Consider the following 13,230-nt stretch of genomic DNA (forward strand, 5'->3'; position numbering starts at 1 on the left):
AGCAAATCAATAACCGATCGAGGCGGCGTGGCCGCCCGACACAGGAGCGTCGCCGTGAGCGAGATGAAAACACCGGTGGAGATGGCCCTTCGATGGTCGCGCGAGCGCGCCGACCAGACCTGGCTGGTACAGCCCAACGACGGCAAGACGCGTACCTGGACCTGGAAACAGGCCGAGCGCGAGGCCAGTGCCATGGCCGGCGCGCTGTTGGCGATGGGCCTCAAGCGCGGCGACCGGGTGGCCATCTCCGGACGCAACACTGCGCACTGGTTTCTGGCCGACCTGGCCTGTGGACTGGCGGGCCTGGTCAGCATCGGGCTGTACCCCAAGCAGGCGCCCGAGGCGGTGACCTTCATCCTGGAACATAGCGAGGCCAAGCTGCTGTTCCTGGGTCCGATGATGGATGCGGACGAATTCATGGGCGCGGTGCCCAAGGGCATCCCCACCGTAGGCTTTCCATACCGCGAAGCTCCGGCCGCGGATCGGCAATGGGATGCACTGATCGCACAGAACGCACCGTTCGCGGGCTACGAGCGTCCGGAGCCGGAAGATCTGGCCACGCTGATCTACACCTCCGGCACCACCGGCAACCCCAAGGGCGTGATGATCACCTGGGGCAATCTGATGTTCTCCGCCAGCCAGTCCCTCAAGGTGATGCCGGCGCAGGGTAACGAGCGCTTCTTTTCCTACCTGCCGCTGGCGCATGCCTTCGAGCGCGGCGCCGTGCTGGGGCTGTCGATGTACCTGGGCGCCGAGGTGCACTTTCTGGAGCATCTGGACAAGCTCGCGCAACAGTTGCCGCAGGTCGCCCCCACCCGCTTCTACGGCGTGCCGCTGGTGTACGGCCGCTTCCAGGCCGGCGTACTCAAGAAGATGCCGCAGGAAAAACTGGCCCGGCTCACGCGCATCCCGATTCTGGGCGGCATCGTGCGCAAGAAGATCCTGCAGGGCCTGGGCCTGCACAACGCGCGCTATATCTTCTCGGGCGCGGCACCGCTGCCGCTGCCGCTGATGGACTGGTTCAAGAAATACCTGCGCATCGACATCCTGCAGGGCTATGGCATGACCGAAAACAGCATCTACGCCACCGCCTGCCTGCCGCACCAGAACCGGCCGGGCTCGGTGGGCAAGGCACTGCCGGACTCCGGCTTCAAGCTGTCGCCCGAAGGCGAGATCCTGTTCAAGCACCCCGGGGTCATGGCGGGCTACTACAAGGAGCCGGAGAAAACCAGGGAAACCTTCACCGATGACGGTTACCTGCGCACCGGCGACAAGGGCCGCGTGGACGACGACGGTTACGTCTACATCACAGGTCGCGTCAAGGACATCTTCAAGACGCTCAAGGGCAAGTACGTGTCGCCCGCACCCATCGAGGGCGCACTCACGCGCAACACCGACATCGATCAGCTCTGTCTGGTCGGCAGCGGCCTGACCCAGCCGCTGATGCTGGTTTCGCTGCTGCCGGGGGTCGTTGAATCGAAGTCGCGCGAGGACCTGGAGAAGGCCTTGCTGGCGGACATGAAGATCGTCAACGAACGCCTGGAAGCGCACGAGCAGATCGCCAAGATCGTGGTGGTGAAGGAGTCCTGGAGCATCGACAACGGCATCATGACGCCGACGATGAAGGTCAAGCGCAACGAGATCGAAAAACGCTACGCCAACCTGATCGAAACCGAGGCGGCGCAGCGCACGCCGTTCGGCTGGGAGGCCTGAATCTCCGGTGGCGAACTACGAGTTCACCGTCGACTGGTTCACCAACAAGGCCGGCGCATGGGCGCGGCTACTCGATCCGAATCCGCCCGGCAATGTGCTGGAGATCGGCTCCTGGGAAGGTCGGTCCTCCTGTTACATCGTGGACCGCTTCGCCGCCAAGCATCCGCTGCAGCTTTTCTGCGTCGATACCTGGGGCGGCGGGATCGAGCACGGCAGATGGACGATGTCGGAGGTCGAATCGCGCTTTGACCGCAATCTGGCCATTGCCGTGGAACAGGCACCTCATCCGGTCAGGTTGCGCAAGATCCGTTGCCATTCGGCCGCTGCTCTGGCGCAGCTCATCGTCGAGTTCGCCGAGCCGCCGTTCGATCTCATCTATGTCGACGGATCGCACCAGGCCCCGGATGTGTTGACCGACGCCGTACTCGCCTTCCGGCTGCTGCGGGTCGGCGGCGTGATGATCTTCGACGACTATCAATGGCGCATGAAACCGCCGCTTGGGGACAACCCGCTCACGCGTCCTCGCCCCGCAATCGATGCGTTTGCGCGCCTGTTCGCCGACAAGCTGCGTCGGCTGGAGTGTCATCCGCAGCAGTACGCCGTACGCAAGACGGAGGCCTGAGGGAGGCACCCACTCCTACAGCGCCCAGAACATCGGAATGGTCAGCGACGCCAGCACCGCCAGCATCAGGCTCAGCGGCAGACCCAGCGGCCAATAATCGCGAAAGCGATAACCACCGGGGCCCAACACCAGGGTGTTCGACTGGTGGCCGATGGGGGTCAGGAAGGCGCAGGATGCACCGACCGCCACCGCCATCAGCAACGGATCGGACTGCACCTCCAGACTCCTGCCCAGGCCCAGCGCGATCGGACACATCAGCACCGCTGCCGCGGCGTTGTTGACCACGTTGGACAGCAACATGGTCACCACGATCAGCGCACCGACCGCCAGCTCCGGCGGCAGGTCGCTCAGCGCCGTCGACATCGCACCGGCGACCGACGCCGCGCCGCCGCTGGTTTCCAGCGCCATGCCCACCGGGATCATCGCCGCCAGCAACACCACGATGGGCCACTCGATGCTCTGGTAGGCCTCGCGCGCGGACACCATGCCGGTCGCGGCCATGGTCAGCGCTGCTGCGCTCAGCGATACCTGCGCCGGCAGCAGGTCGGTCGCCGCCGCCGCCAGCGCCGCAACGAACAAGCCCAGCGCGAGCCCGAGCCGGGAAGGCGAGCCGATCTTGAGTTCGCGATCCGCCAGCGGCAGACAACCCAGGTTCTGCAGGGCCGTCGGCAGGGTTTCGCGGTCGCCTTCCAGCAGCACCACGTCGCCCGGTTCCAGCCGCAGATTGCCCAGCCGCGCATGCAGCCGCTGACCCTGGCGCGACACCGCCAGCAAATTCAGGCCGTGCCAGATCCGCAGGCCCAGCGAACGCGCCGACTGGCCGGCCATGCGCGAACCCGACTGCACCACCGCTTCGGCAAGATTGAGGTCGCCGGATTCCAGCAGGTCGCGGGTCGGATCGCCGCGCCCGGCCAGCTCGAAGCCGTGCTTCTCCACCACATTCTTGAGGTCTTCGGCGTCCGCCTCGACGATCACCATATCGCCGGACTCCAGGCGCTCGTAGCGAGAATGTCCCGGCACCCGCCGCTCGCCGCGCACCAAGCCGGCCACCCGCACGTCCTCGCCCAGCTCGTGTGCCAGTGAGCCGAGCGCCTTGCCGACCCAGCGATTGTCTTCGGGCAGGCGCAGCTCGGTCAGGTAATCCTGAATGGCCAATGCCTTGCCGCCGCCGTCGCCCTGTCCCTGCGGTATCAGCCGCCGCGCCAGCAGCGCCACCAGAACCACGCCTGCCACGGTCAGGATCAGGCCCACCGGAGCAAAGTCGAACATCGAGAACGGTTCGGCCCCTTCGCGCGCACGAAAGGACGACACGATGAGATTGGGCGGCGTGCCGATCAGCGTGATCAGCCCGCCGAGCAGGGATGCGAAGGCCAGGGGCATCAACACGTTCGAAGGCGAAGTTTGGCGTTCGCGCGCCATGCGCATGGCCACCGGCATCAGCAGCGCCAGCGCACCGACGTTGTTCATGAACGCGGACAACAACGCCACCACCGCGCCCAGCGACGCGACCTGAATCCACACCGGCTTGCCGACGCCGGACAGTCGGCTGGCGATCAGATCCACCACGCCGGCATTGGCCAGGCCGCGACTGATCACCAACACCGCGGCCACCGTGACCACTGCAGGATGGGCAAAGCCGTTGAAGGCTTCGCCCGGGGGCACCGCCCCCAGCAGCACCAGCGCCAGCAGTGCGGCCAGCGCGACGGCGTCGTAACGGAAGCGATCCCATACGAACAGGCCCAGCGTCGCCAGCAGCACCGCAAACACGGCGTACTCGAGCATGGCGGGGTATTCCGGCTAGGGTGCGTTCAGCGCCGGCAACAGGCGCTCGAAGGTGTCGAGATCGGTGGCCTGGAGCAGCTGCTCGACCTGCGCGCGCAGATCGTTCACGGTCGACTCGCGCACCGCGCGCTTGACCTCCAGCACGTTGGCCGGATGCATGGAGAACTCGGTCAGGCCCATGCCCAGCAGCAGTCGCGTATAGCGCACGTCGCCGGCCATCTCGCCGCACATGCCCACTTCGATGCCGGCGCGATTGCCGGCATCGATGGTCATGTGGATCAGGCGCAGCACCGCAGGGTGCAGCGGGTCGTACAGATAGTTCACCTCGTCGTCCACACGGTCGATGGCCAGGGTGTACTGGATCAGATCGTTGGTGCCGATGGAGAAGAAGTCCACTTCGCGCGCCAGCAGCGCCGCGGCGATCGCGGCGGCCGGCACTTCGATCATGATGCCCACCGGAATGTGCGGCGCCACAGCAAAGCCTTCGCGCTCCAGCTCCTCGCGACCGGCCGCGATCAGCAGCTTGGCCTGCCGCAGCTCGCTGAGCGACGAAATCATCGGCAGCATGATGCGCACCTGTCCGTGCGCCGAGGCGCGCAGCAATGCACGCACCTGCAGGCGGAACAACTCCGGTTCCTTCAGGCACAGGCGAATCGCTCGCAGACCCAGTGCCGGGTTGTTCGGCGTGGGACCTTGGCGCTGCCCCGAGTCCACCTGCTTGTCCGCGCCCAGATCCAGGGTGCGGATGGTGATGGGCCCTCTGACCGCCGACACCACGCGCGCATAGGCCGCGTATTGCTCGTCCTCGGTGGGCAGGTCCTTGCGATTCATGTAGAGGAACTCGGTGCGATACAGGCCCACTCCGGCGGCGCCGTTGGACTCGGCGTCCTGACCGTCTTCGGGCAGTTCGATATTGGCCTGCAGGCGCACCGACACCCCGTCACGCGATACCGCCGGCTTGTCGCGCAACAACTGCAGCAACTGCCGATCCTGTGCCTGCTGCAACCGACGCTGACGGTAATGCGCCTGTGCCTTGTCGTCCGGATCGGCCAGCACGTGACCGTTCTCGCCGTCGACGATGATCTGCTCGCCTTCGCGCAGCAGCTTGCGGGCGTTGTGCAGGCCCACCACCGCCGGAATCCCCAGGCTGCGGGCCAGGATGGCGGTGTGCGACAAAGGCCCGCCGTACTCGGTGACAAAGGCCTGTACCGCCTGCTGCGACAACAGAATGATATCGGCCGGCGTGATGTCGTCGGCGACGATCACCGCGGGCTCGCTCAGCGGCAGGTCCTGCCCCGGCAGCTTGCGTTCGGCCTTGGTCAGCACTCGCAGCACGCGGCTCACCACGTGCTCGATATCGTTCTGGCGTGTACGCAGGTAAGGATCTTCCATCTGCTCGAACACCGCGATCAGTGCATCGCGCGAGCGCCGCAGCGCCGCCTCGGCGTTGCAGCCCCGACTGCGGATGTTGGCGACGGTGGCATCGGTCAGCGAGCGGTCGTCCATCATCAGCAGATGGGTATCGATGAACGCGGCGATATCGCCCGGAGTGCCGACCGGAATGCGATCCCGGATCTCGCGCAGCTCGATCAGGGCCAGCCTCTGCGCCTGCTCGAAGCGTTCGACCTCTTCGTCGATTGCCTCCGGCGCAACCGCATACTCCACCACTTCCGGATCGCCGCCGTGCAGCTTCTGCACGCGCCCGATGGCGATCCCGCGAGAAACCCCGATGCCGGCGAGCCAGAGGGACATGGCAGGCTTCAGGCGTCGGGCCGCAGACGTTCGCCGACGCCTGAAGCCTGCGCAGCAAATATCCTCACGCCTGACGCCCGCAACCTCACGCTTCCTCCCCGAACCGCTCGGCGACCAGTTCGGCCAGTTCCTCCAGAGCTTGCGCGGCGTCGTCGCCTTCTGCCACCAAGGTGATCTGGCTGCCTTGCGCGGCGGCCAGCATCATCACGCCCATGATGGACTTCCCGCTTACCTCGCGGCCGTCCTTGCGCACGCGCACGTCGGCCTGGAACTTGCCGGCCAGGGTGACCAGCTTGGCCGCGGCGCGGGCGTGCAGGCCCAGACGGTTGACGATGTCGACGGTAAGTTCCATGGGCGGTTCCGACGTTGTGCGTTAGACCTTGGGCCTCGGACATCGGGCGATGCACGTCGCTGACGAGCGACCGGTGCAGACCGCTGGCGTCGGCGACCGACGCCGCCGTGTGCCGATAGCCCAGGCCGGCCTCACCGCGGACACCGGATAATGCCGCGCTGACCGCCTTCTACCGCAAGGGCAGCGATCTCGTCGGAGTTCGCTTGCGGGTAGTTGAACACGCGGATGAGCATCGGCAGATTGACCCCCGACACCACTGGCGTGCCATGCACCACGGCCAGCTTGTTGGCGATGTTGCTCGGCGTGGAGCCGAAGGCATCGGTCAGCAGCAACACGCCGTCGCCGCTGTCCAGCCGTTCGATCATCTTGCTGCCCTGGTTGATCAGCACGTCGTGGTTCTGCACCCGGCGCACCTCCAGGACATCGGCGGCCAGCGGCAGTGGCCCGATCATGTCGCGCATGCAATCGAGCAGGAAATGCCCGAGCTTGCCGTGGGTGACCAGCAGAACGCCGACACTCATGACCGCCGGTTTCCCATTGCCGCACGGGGATCGCCAACCCGGCAGACCGGGCACCGGCAGCACATGCTCAGCGCAAACCGGCAGATGGAAAGCGATAGCGGCCTCATGTCAGTTCTTTGTGTTTGACGATAACCGGGTCGAAGTGCCGGCGAAAATGCTCGGCCAGCCGCTCCACCAGATAGACACTGCGGTGCTGCCCGCCGGTACATCCGACACCGATGGTGACATAGGCCCGATCCTGCGCGCGGAATGCCGGCAGCCAGGGGTCGAGAAACGCCACGATGTCGGCGCGCATGCGTTGCACCGGTTCGCGCGTTTCCAGCCAGCGCATGACCGGTTCGTCGCGGCCCGACAGCTCGCGCAGGCCCGGACTCCAGTGCGGATTGGGCAGGCAGCGCACATCGAACAGGTAGTCGCAGCCACTGGGCACGCCGTTCTTGAAGCCGAACGACAGGAACAACAGGGCAAGCTTGCCGCGCGCCGCCTCCGGCAGGCGCTCCAGGATGGCCTCGCGCAGCTCGTGCAGATTCATCGTGGTGGTATCCAGCGGCTCGTCGGCAAGATCGGCGATCGGCGCCAGCAACGCGCGCTCGAGCTGGATCGCCTCAACCAGCGAGGTGTGATCGTCCACCAGCGGATGCGGCCGCCGGGTGTCGCCATAGCGGCGCAGGATTACCTCGTCCGATGCGGTGAGAAAGATCACCCGCACGTCCACGCCGCGCTTGCGCAGGCGCGCCAGGTGCTGCGGAAAGCGACGGATCTCCTGCGGCAGTTCGCGCGCGTCCACACCGATCGCCAGACGCTCGTAGCGCGCCGCGTCGGTGCGCGCGAGTAGGCGCGCGATCATCGGGCCGGTCAGCGCCAGCGGGATGTTGTCGATGCAGACGTAGCCGAGATCTTCGTATTGTTTGAGCGCAACGGTCTTGCCGGCACCGGACAGACCGCTGACGATGACCAGCTTCATGTTCGGCCCTGGATGGAACGCATCTGGCGCGCGACGAAATCGTCGGCGGCATCGTACCCGTCGCGCTTGAGCGTCTGGTCGCGACAGGCGGCTTCCGCCAGCGTGGCCAGGCTTTGCCCGGGGCGCACCGGCAGCGAAATTTCGGGAATCGGTTTGCCGCACACGAGGGTGTCGCGACGCCGGCCGTGCAGGCGGTCCGGCGGGTCGGCGTAGTCGCCGACGGCGTGCAGACGCAGGATCAGGTCCAGCGTCTTGGAGGCGCGCAGCGCTGGTTCGCCAAACATCCGCCCCACGTGCAGCACGCCCAGACCCCGCACCTCCAGAAAACCGTAGAGCAGCGGCGGGCAGCGACCCACCACTCGACCGTCTCCGGCGAGTTCGAACTCGGCGGCATCGTCGGCGACCAGACGGTGGCCGCGCGCGAGCATTTCCAGCGCCAGCTCGCTCTTGCCGACACCGCTGCGCCCAGCCAGCAGTACGCCCAGGCCGAAGATCTCGATCAGCACTCCGTGCAGGGTCACGCGTTCGGCGGGGATGTCGGTCACCGGTGGCCGCGCGGCCGCGGGCATCCCCCGGAGCGCCTCAGCGGCCCGCCGGCACGTATCCGGACAACAGCGCGTACAGCGCGGCGTTGTCGCCGCCAGCGCGCAGCTTGGCGCAGAAATCGTCGTCGGAGAACATCTCGGCCACCGCCGCCAGATGCTTGAGGTGCTGGTCGTTGGCGCTTTGCGGCACCAGCAGGCCGAAGATCAGGTCCACCGGATTGCCGTCGTGGGAGTCGTATTCCACCGGGTGCTTGAGCCGCATGAACGCGCCCACGCTGCGCTCGATGCCGGCGACCCGGCCGTGGGGAATCGCCACCCCATGCCCCAGACCTGTGCTACCGAGCTTTTCGCGCCCGGTCAGGCTGCTGAACACCTCGTGACTACCGAGATCGGCGGCACCGCTGGCCAGCAGGTTGGACAGTTCTTCGAGCGCCTTCTTCTTGCTGGTGACGGTCGTGCCGCTGACGACTCTTTCGGCACTGAGAATCTCGGTCAACTTCATCGGTGATCGCTCCGGATGATCGGCTGCCGAATTATGGAGTGTTTGCCAACAAAAAACCCCGCCACCAGGGTGACGGGGTTTTCGAGGACCGCTGCGGGTTACTGCAGCGTGCGCTTGACCGGCTGCTTCACATGATGGCTGCGCAGCTTGTCCTTGTGCCGGCGGGTCTGGCGATCGAGCTTGTCGATCAGCGCATCGATGGCCGCGTACATGTCGTCTTCGACCACCGCCTCGGCGTGGAGGTCGGCACCGCTGGCATGCACCGTGGCCTCGGCCTTGTGGCGCAGCTTTTCCACCGACAGGATGACGTCCGCATTGATCAGGTGATCGAAGTGACGCTCGATCCGCTTGATCTTCGACGTCACGTACTCGCGCAGCGGCGGCGTCAGATCGAGGTGATGCCCGGAGATGTTCAGATTCATCGCTTACTACCTCCTGTCATGGGACCTTGGCAGGTCCCGGGAAAAACCGGTACAGCCATTCGCAGAGAGCGCTCAGGCCACCGCCTTGCGTTCGTGTGAGGGGGGGATGTGCAGCGCCTCGCGATACTTGGCCACGGTGCGGCGCGCCACCTGGATGCCTTCTTTCAGCAAGAGTTCTGCCAGGGTCGAGTCCGACAACGGCCGCGCCGGGTCCTCGGCGCCGATCATGCGCTTGATCATGGCCTGGATGGCGGTGGCGGAGGCGACGCCGCCCTGGGTGGTGGCGACGTGGCTGGAGAAGAAGTACTTGAGCTCGTACAGACCCCGCGGGGTCAGCATGTACTTGTTCGCAGTGGCTCGCGACACGGTCGATTCGTGAATCCCCAATGTCTGTGCGACGTCCCTAAGGACCAGTGGCCGCATGGCCTCCTCCCCATATTCCAGAAACGCGCGCTGTTCTTCAACTATGCACTGCGACACACGCAGAATGGTTTCGTTCCGGGACTCCAGGCTATTGATGAAATAGCGCGCCTCCTGCAGATGCTGCTTGAGCTGGAGTTGGTCCTTGGACTGGTCGGCGCGCTTGATGAAGCCCTGGTAGCGGCCGTTGATGCGCAACTTGGGTGCGTGCTCGGGATTGAGTGCCACTTTCCAGCGACCGTTCTTCTTGGTCACGATGACGTCCGGCATCAGGTAGTCGGATTCGTGCGCCTGGAACGGCCGGCCGGGATGCGGCTGCAGGGTGCGGATCAGATCCAGACCCTGGCGGATGTCCTCCGGCGTCAGGCCGGTGATGCGCATGATCGCCGCCTCGTCCTGGCGCGCGACATGAATCAGCCCGCACTCGACGATCTCCAGCGCCGCCCAGCGACCGCAGCGCGAGCGCGGCATCTGGCGGACCTGCAAGGTCAGACATTCGGCCAGATCGCGCGCTGCCACGCCGGGCGGGTCGAATTCCTGCACCCGCGACAGCACCGCTTCCACCTGCGCCCGCGCCACCCCGGGGTCCTGCGCCAGGCGTTCGCAGATACCTTCCCAGTCCTCCAGATAACCGTCGGAATTGATGGCGTCGATCAGGAACGCTGCGACCAGCGCCTCGACCTCGCTGAACGTCGCCACCCGCGCCTGGCTCATCAGGTGGTCGTACAGGCTAGCGGCGGTGTGCAGGTTGGCCTGCAGAAAATCGTGCAGGCTGTCGTCGTCGGAGGACGAGGACGACGTACTGCTGGGCAGGTCGTCAAACACATCCCCCCAGTCGGCATCGACCGGCATGTCCTCGGGGATCGTCTCGTCGACCCGCACCTCTTCGAGCAGGCCGCTGTCGGCGGCGGCGGGTGCCTCCGGCGCCTCCATGGTCTCGGTGGAAGGCTCCAGCGGGTCCTGGTCCTGCTCCAGCATCAGGTTGGACTCCAGCGCCTGCTGGATCTCCATCTGCAGGTCCAGGCTGGACAGCTGCAGCAGGCGAATGGCCTGCTGCAGCGCGGGAGTCATGGTCAGGCCCAGGCCTTGACGCAAAGCCAGCGATTGCTTCATCGGGCGAGGTCAGGGCTTCGAATGAGTTCTCATGGCCCGATTCTATACGCCGGTACGACTCTTGCTTCAATAACCCGCAGTGTGCTGGACCATTCGGCGGGTGAACACCGCCGTCCACACTTCCGGCTGCGTTGCTGTTACAGCCGGAATTGCTCACCCAAGTAAACCTTGCGCACAGTTTCGTCCTGCAGCAAGGCCTGCGGCTGGCCCTCGGCGATCACCCGGCCCTCAGCCAGGATATAGGCGCGCTCGCACAAGGCCAGCGTCTCGCGCACGTTGTGGTCGGTGATGAGCACCCCGATGCCGCGGTCGCGCAGGTGATGAACGATGGTCTGGATATCGCCCACCGCAATCGGATCCACGCCGGCAAAGGGTTCATCCAGAAGAATAAATCTCGGATTCGCGGCCAGCGAACGGGCGATTTCCACGCGCCGGCGCTCGCCACCGGACAGGGATTCGCCGACGCCGTCGCGAATGTGCTCGATGTGCAGGTCGTGGAGCAGGCGCTCGCGCTCATCCTTGCGCCCCGCCGCGTTCAGGTCCGGCCGCAATTCGAGTATGGCGTCGACGTTCTGAGTCACCGTAAGCTTGCGGAAGATCGACGCTTCCTGCGGCAAGTAACCCAGCCCCAGGCGCGCCCGCGCGTGCATCGGCAGACGGGTGACGTCGCGACCGTCCAGTTCGATCTTGCCGCCATCGGCCGGCACCAGGCCCACGATCATGTAGAACGAGGTGGTCTTGCCAGCGCCATTGGGACCGAGCAGGCCGACGATCTCGCCGGCCCGCAACTGCACGCTGACCTCGCGCACCACGGTGCGCTTCTGGTAGCGCTTGACCAAGCTGCTGGCGGTAAGCAGAGAACCGCTCATGGTGACGACACGGGCGCGTCGGGCGCGTCATCCGGCGCCGGGGTGTCGTCGTTATCCTGGCGTGGTGGCGGCTGGATCACGATGCGGACCTGGCCGCCATGACCGCCGTCGGCCTGGATGCGCCGGTTGGCCACGTCGTAACGGATGCTCTGGCCGCGGATCTCGTCGCTACCGCGGGTCAACAAGGCGTCGCCGGTGATCTGCACGATCTCGATGCGGGTGTCGTAGGTGAGTTCCTGGGCCCGCGCCGACACCGGGCGTCGCGGTTCGCCCGCTTCGGGCGGCAGTCCGGCATGATCGAGCAGCGCCGGCGAGCCCTCCACCCGCGCTTCGAACTGGCCATCCTCGAACTGGCGCAGGTGCAAGCGCGTGCCTTGCAGCTTCAATTCGCCCGAGTCCAGCCGCACGTTGCCGGAGTACACCATGGCGCCGCCCTTCTGCCACTCCGCGCGGTCGGCCTCGATGGTGACCGGACCGGTCGGCCGCAGCGAGGCGACGCTGCCGTCCTGCGCCGCCAGCGGCCCGGCCAGCACGCCCGACGCGGCCAGCAGCCCCAGGCCCAGTCCGCGGGCCAGCCGTTCAGCGCGGGACATACCGAATCTCCACGTCATTGAGCAGATCGACCTGATTGGCACGCCCGGCCACGCGCATGCCGCGGCTGCGCCCCTGACGCAGGGTACCGAGCACTTCCACCTCAGCCTCGGTGGCCAGGGTCTCCTGCTGCGCATCGATCCACAGCTCGGGCGTGCGGAACTGCAGGGGCACCCCGTCGGGCCAGGCGCCCTGTCCTTCGACCCCTCCGCGCAGCTGCAGCCGCGTATCGCCGCCACCCGGGGCATAGCCTTCCGGGGCGGTTGCCCGCCACGGCGTACCTTCGCGGCCGGCGATGCTGACCTCGAACTCGCGCATGCGCGCCGAATCGTCGTCGTAGTAGTCGATGGCCGCCGCGCTACCCCGCAAGCGCAGCTCCCCCTCGCTGTCGAAGCTGCGCCACTGCGCGCCGCGCACTTCGTAGCGCGGCTTCTCGGCCGCGGCCAGGGTCGGCGACTGCTGCGTGGCAGGCTCCCGCAGCAAGGCGGCGACGATCAGGCCCAGGCCCAGCGCAAGCAGGACGTAATAGGCGCGATTCATGCTTGGCCCTGCGCGGCCAGGATCAGGTCCGCTGCCTCGCGGATGGCGCCATCGCCGCCGCCGTAACGGGTCACCAGATGTGCCGCTGCGAGCGCGCGCTCATGGGCGTCGGCGGGGGCCATCGCCAGACCCACCCGACGCAGCAGCGGCAGGTCGGGCACGTCGTCACCCATCATCGCGCACTGCTCGTCGTTGAGGCCGAGCGCATCGCGGATGCGCTCATAAGCCGGCAGCTTGGTCTCGGTGTCCAGCACGATGAAGCGCAGACCCAACCATTCCAGGCGCTTCTGCATCGCCGCCGACGGGCGGCCGGAAATCACTGCCACCTCGATGCCGTGGCGCATCAGCGCCTTCATCCCCCAGCCGTCGCGCACGTTGACTGCCTTGAGCTCCTCGCCGTCGGGGGTCAGGTACAGCTTGCAATCGGTCATGACGCCATCGATATCCAGGAACAGGCAGCGAATCCTGGCTGCCCGGCGCTGAATTTCGGCCGTATCGAGTTGCGCACTCATGACCCTCGCC

At 66.3% G+C, this 13,230-nt stretch carries 15 protein-coding genes; 2 read left to right on the top strand and 13 right to left on the bottom strand.

Features of this window, described 5'->3' with window-relative positions:
- Positions 1-63 precede the first annotated feature (63 nt).
- Positions 64-1,713 carry an AMP-binding protein gene (locus tag ACOOHP_RS12565; protein WP_420466985.1) on the top strand — a complete coding sequence of 550 codons (1,650 nt, stop codon included), beginning with the start codon at positions 64-66 and terminating at the stop codon, positions 1,711-1,713.
- A 7-nt stretch (positions 1,714-1,720) separates the two neighbouring features.
- A complete protein-coding gene (locus ACOOHP_RS12570) occupies positions 1,721-2,335 on the top strand; it encodes a class I SAM-dependent methyltransferase (protein ID WP_420466764.1) in 615 nt (204 codons plus the stop codon).
- Between the two features lie 15 nt (positions 2,336-2,350).
- Here ACOOHP_RS12570 and ACOOHP_RS12575 read toward each other — a convergent pair whose 3' ends face one another.
- From ACOOHP_RS12575 to ACOOHP_RS12635, 13 genes are all read right to left on the bottom strand, one after another.
- Positions 2,351-4,117, bottom strand: a complete 1,767-nt coding sequence (locus ACOOHP_RS12575; RefSeq protein ID WP_420466765.1) for an SLC13 family permease — start codon at positions 4,115-4,117, stop codon at positions 2,351-2,353.
- Positions 4,118-4,132: 15 nt separating this feature from the next.
- Positions 4,133-5,869: a phosphoenolpyruvate--protein phosphotransferase gene (gene ptsP / locus ACOOHP_RS12580; RefSeq protein WP_420466766.1), complete on the bottom strand. Its 1,737-nt coding sequence runs from the start codon at positions 5,867-5,869 to the stop codon at positions 4,133-4,135.
- 85 nt (positions 5,870-5,954) lie between these two features.
- Positions 5,955-6,221: an HPr family phosphocarrier protein gene (locus ACOOHP_RS12585; protein WP_420466767.1), complete on the bottom strand. Its 267-nt coding sequence runs from the start codon at positions 6,219-6,221 to the stop codon at positions 5,955-5,957.
- A gap of 131 nt (positions 6,222-6,352) precedes the next feature.
- A complete protein-coding gene (locus ACOOHP_RS12590; RefSeq protein ID WP_420466768.1) occupies positions 6,353-6,742 on the bottom strand; it encodes a PTS sugar transporter subunit IIA in 390 nt (129 codons plus the stop codon).
- A gap of 103 nt (positions 6,743-6,845) precedes the next feature.
- Positions 6,846-7,706, bottom strand: a complete 861-nt coding sequence (gene rapZ, locus ACOOHP_RS12595; protein WP_420466769.1) for an RNase adapter RapZ — start codon at positions 7,704-7,706, stop codon at positions 6,846-6,848.
- Positions 7,703-8,275 carry a hypothetical protein gene (locus ACOOHP_RS12600; RefSeq protein ID WP_420466770.1) on the bottom strand — a complete coding sequence of 191 codons (573 nt, stop codon included), beginning with the start codon at positions 8,273-8,275 and terminating at the stop codon, positions 7,703-7,705. Before ACOOHP_RS12600 ends, rapZ begins: the two co-directional genes overlap by 4 nt.
- Positions 8,276-8,288: 13 nt before the next feature.
- On the bottom strand, positions 8,289-8,753 hold the full coding sequence (gene ptsN / locus ACOOHP_RS12605) for a PTS IIA-like nitrogen regulatory protein PtsN (protein ID WP_420466771.1): 465 nt from the start codon (positions 8,751-8,753) through the stop codon (positions 8,289-8,291).
- Positions 8,754-8,851: 98 nt separating this feature from the next.
- Positions 8,852-9,175 (bottom strand): ribosome hibernation-promoting factor, HPF/YfiA family, encoded by a 324-nt coding sequence (hpf, locus tag ACOOHP_RS12610; protein WP_420466772.1) that lies wholly within the window; start codon positions 9,173-9,175, stop codon positions 8,852-8,854.
- A gap of 72 nt (positions 9,176-9,247) precedes the next feature.
- On the bottom strand, positions 9,248-10,708 hold the full coding sequence (locus tag ACOOHP_RS12615) for an RNA polymerase factor sigma-54 (protein ID WP_420466773.1): 1,461 nt from the start codon (positions 10,706-10,708) through the stop codon (positions 9,248-9,250).
- 137 nt (positions 10,709-10,845) lie between these two features.
- Positions 10,846-11,577 carry an LPS export ABC transporter ATP-binding protein gene (gene lptB, locus ACOOHP_RS12620; protein ID WP_420466774.1) on the bottom strand — a complete coding sequence of 244 codons (732 nt, stop codon included), beginning with the start codon at positions 11,575-11,577 and terminating at the stop codon, positions 10,846-10,848.
- Positions 11,574-12,170, bottom strand: coding sequence for a lipopolysaccharide transport periplasmic protein LptA (lptA, locus tag ACOOHP_RS12625; RefSeq protein WP_420466775.1), 597 nt, complete (start codon positions 12,168-12,170; stop codon positions 11,574-11,576). The genes lptB and lptA overlap by 4 nt, the downstream gene beginning before the upstream one ends.
- Positions 12,157-12,708: an LPS export ABC transporter periplasmic protein LptC gene (gene lptC, locus ACOOHP_RS12630; RefSeq protein ID WP_420466776.1), complete on the bottom strand. Its 552-nt coding sequence runs from the start codon at positions 12,706-12,708 to the stop codon at positions 12,157-12,159. The genes lptA and lptC overlap by 14 nt, the downstream gene beginning before the upstream one ends.
- Positions 12,705-13,220 carry a KdsC family phosphatase gene (locus tag ACOOHP_RS12635; RefSeq protein ID WP_420466777.1) on the bottom strand — a complete coding sequence of 172 codons (516 nt, stop codon included), beginning with the start codon at positions 13,218-13,220 and terminating at the stop codon, positions 12,705-12,707. Before ACOOHP_RS12635 ends, lptC begins: the two co-directional genes overlap by 4 nt.
- Between the last annotated feature and the right edge of the window lie 10 nt (positions 13,221-13,230).

Origin of the sequence: Panacagrimonas sp. (assembly GCF_965216805.1) — a bacterium.
Taxonomy (GTDB): Bacteria; Pseudomonadota; Gammaproteobacteria; order Nevskiales; family Nevskiaceae; genus Panacagrimonas.

Bases quoted from the DNA above. Each gene is read 5' to 3' on its own strand.
- ACOOHP_RS12565 (WP_420466985.1), top strand. From the start codon at position 64: ATGAAAACACCGGTGGAGATGGCCCTTCGATGGTCGCGCGAGCGCGCC.
- ACOOHP_RS12575 (WP_420466765.1), bottom strand. From the start codon at position 4,117: ATGCTCGAGTACGCCGTGTTTGCGGTGCTGCTGGCGACGCTGGGCCTG.
- ptsP (WP_420466766.1), bottom strand. From the start codon at position 5,869: ATGTCCCTCTGGCTCGCCGGCATCGGGGTTTCTCGCGGGATCGCCATC.
- ACOOHP_RS12585 (WP_420466767.1), bottom strand. From the start codon at position 6,221: ATGGAACTTACCGTCGACATCGTCAACCGTCTGGGCCTGCACGCCCGC.
- ACOOHP_RS12590 (WP_420466768.1), bottom strand. From the start codon at position 6,742: ATGAGTGTCGGCGTTCTGCTGGTCACCCACGGCAAGCTCGGGCATTTC.
- rapZ (WP_420466769.1), bottom strand. From the start codon at position 7,706: ATGAAGCTGGTCATCGTCAGCGGTCTGTCCGGTGCCGGCAAGACCGTT.
- ACOOHP_RS12600 (WP_420466770.1), bottom strand. From the start codon at position 8,275: ATGCCCGCGGCCGCGCGGCCACCGGTGACCGACATCCCCGCCGAACGC.
- ptsN (WP_420466771.1), bottom strand. From the start codon at position 8,753: ATGAAGTTGACCGAGATTCTCAGTGCCGAAAGAGTCGTCAGCGGCACG.
- hpf (WP_420466772.1), bottom strand. From the start codon at position 9,175: ATGAATCTGAACATCTCCGGGCATCACCTCGATCTGACGCCGCCGCTG.
- ACOOHP_RS12615 (WP_420466773.1), bottom strand. From the start codon at position 10,708: ATGAAGCAATCGCTGGCTTTGCGTCAAGGCCTGGGCCTGACCATGACT.
- lptB (WP_420466774.1), bottom strand. From the start codon at position 11,577: ATGAGCGGTTCTCTGCTTACCGCCAGCAGCTTGGTCAAGCGCTACCAG.
- lptA (WP_420466775.1), bottom strand. From the start codon at position 12,170: ATGTCCCGCGCTGAACGGCTGGCCCGCGGACTGGGCCTGGGGCTGCTG.
- lptC (WP_420466776.1), bottom strand. From the start codon at position 12,708: ATGAATCGCGCCTATTACGTCCTGCTTGCGCTGGGCCTGGGCCTGATC.
- ACOOHP_RS12635 (WP_420466777.1), bottom strand. From the start codon at position 13,220: ATGAGTGCGCAACTCGATACGGCCGAAATTCAGCGCCGGGCAGCCAGG.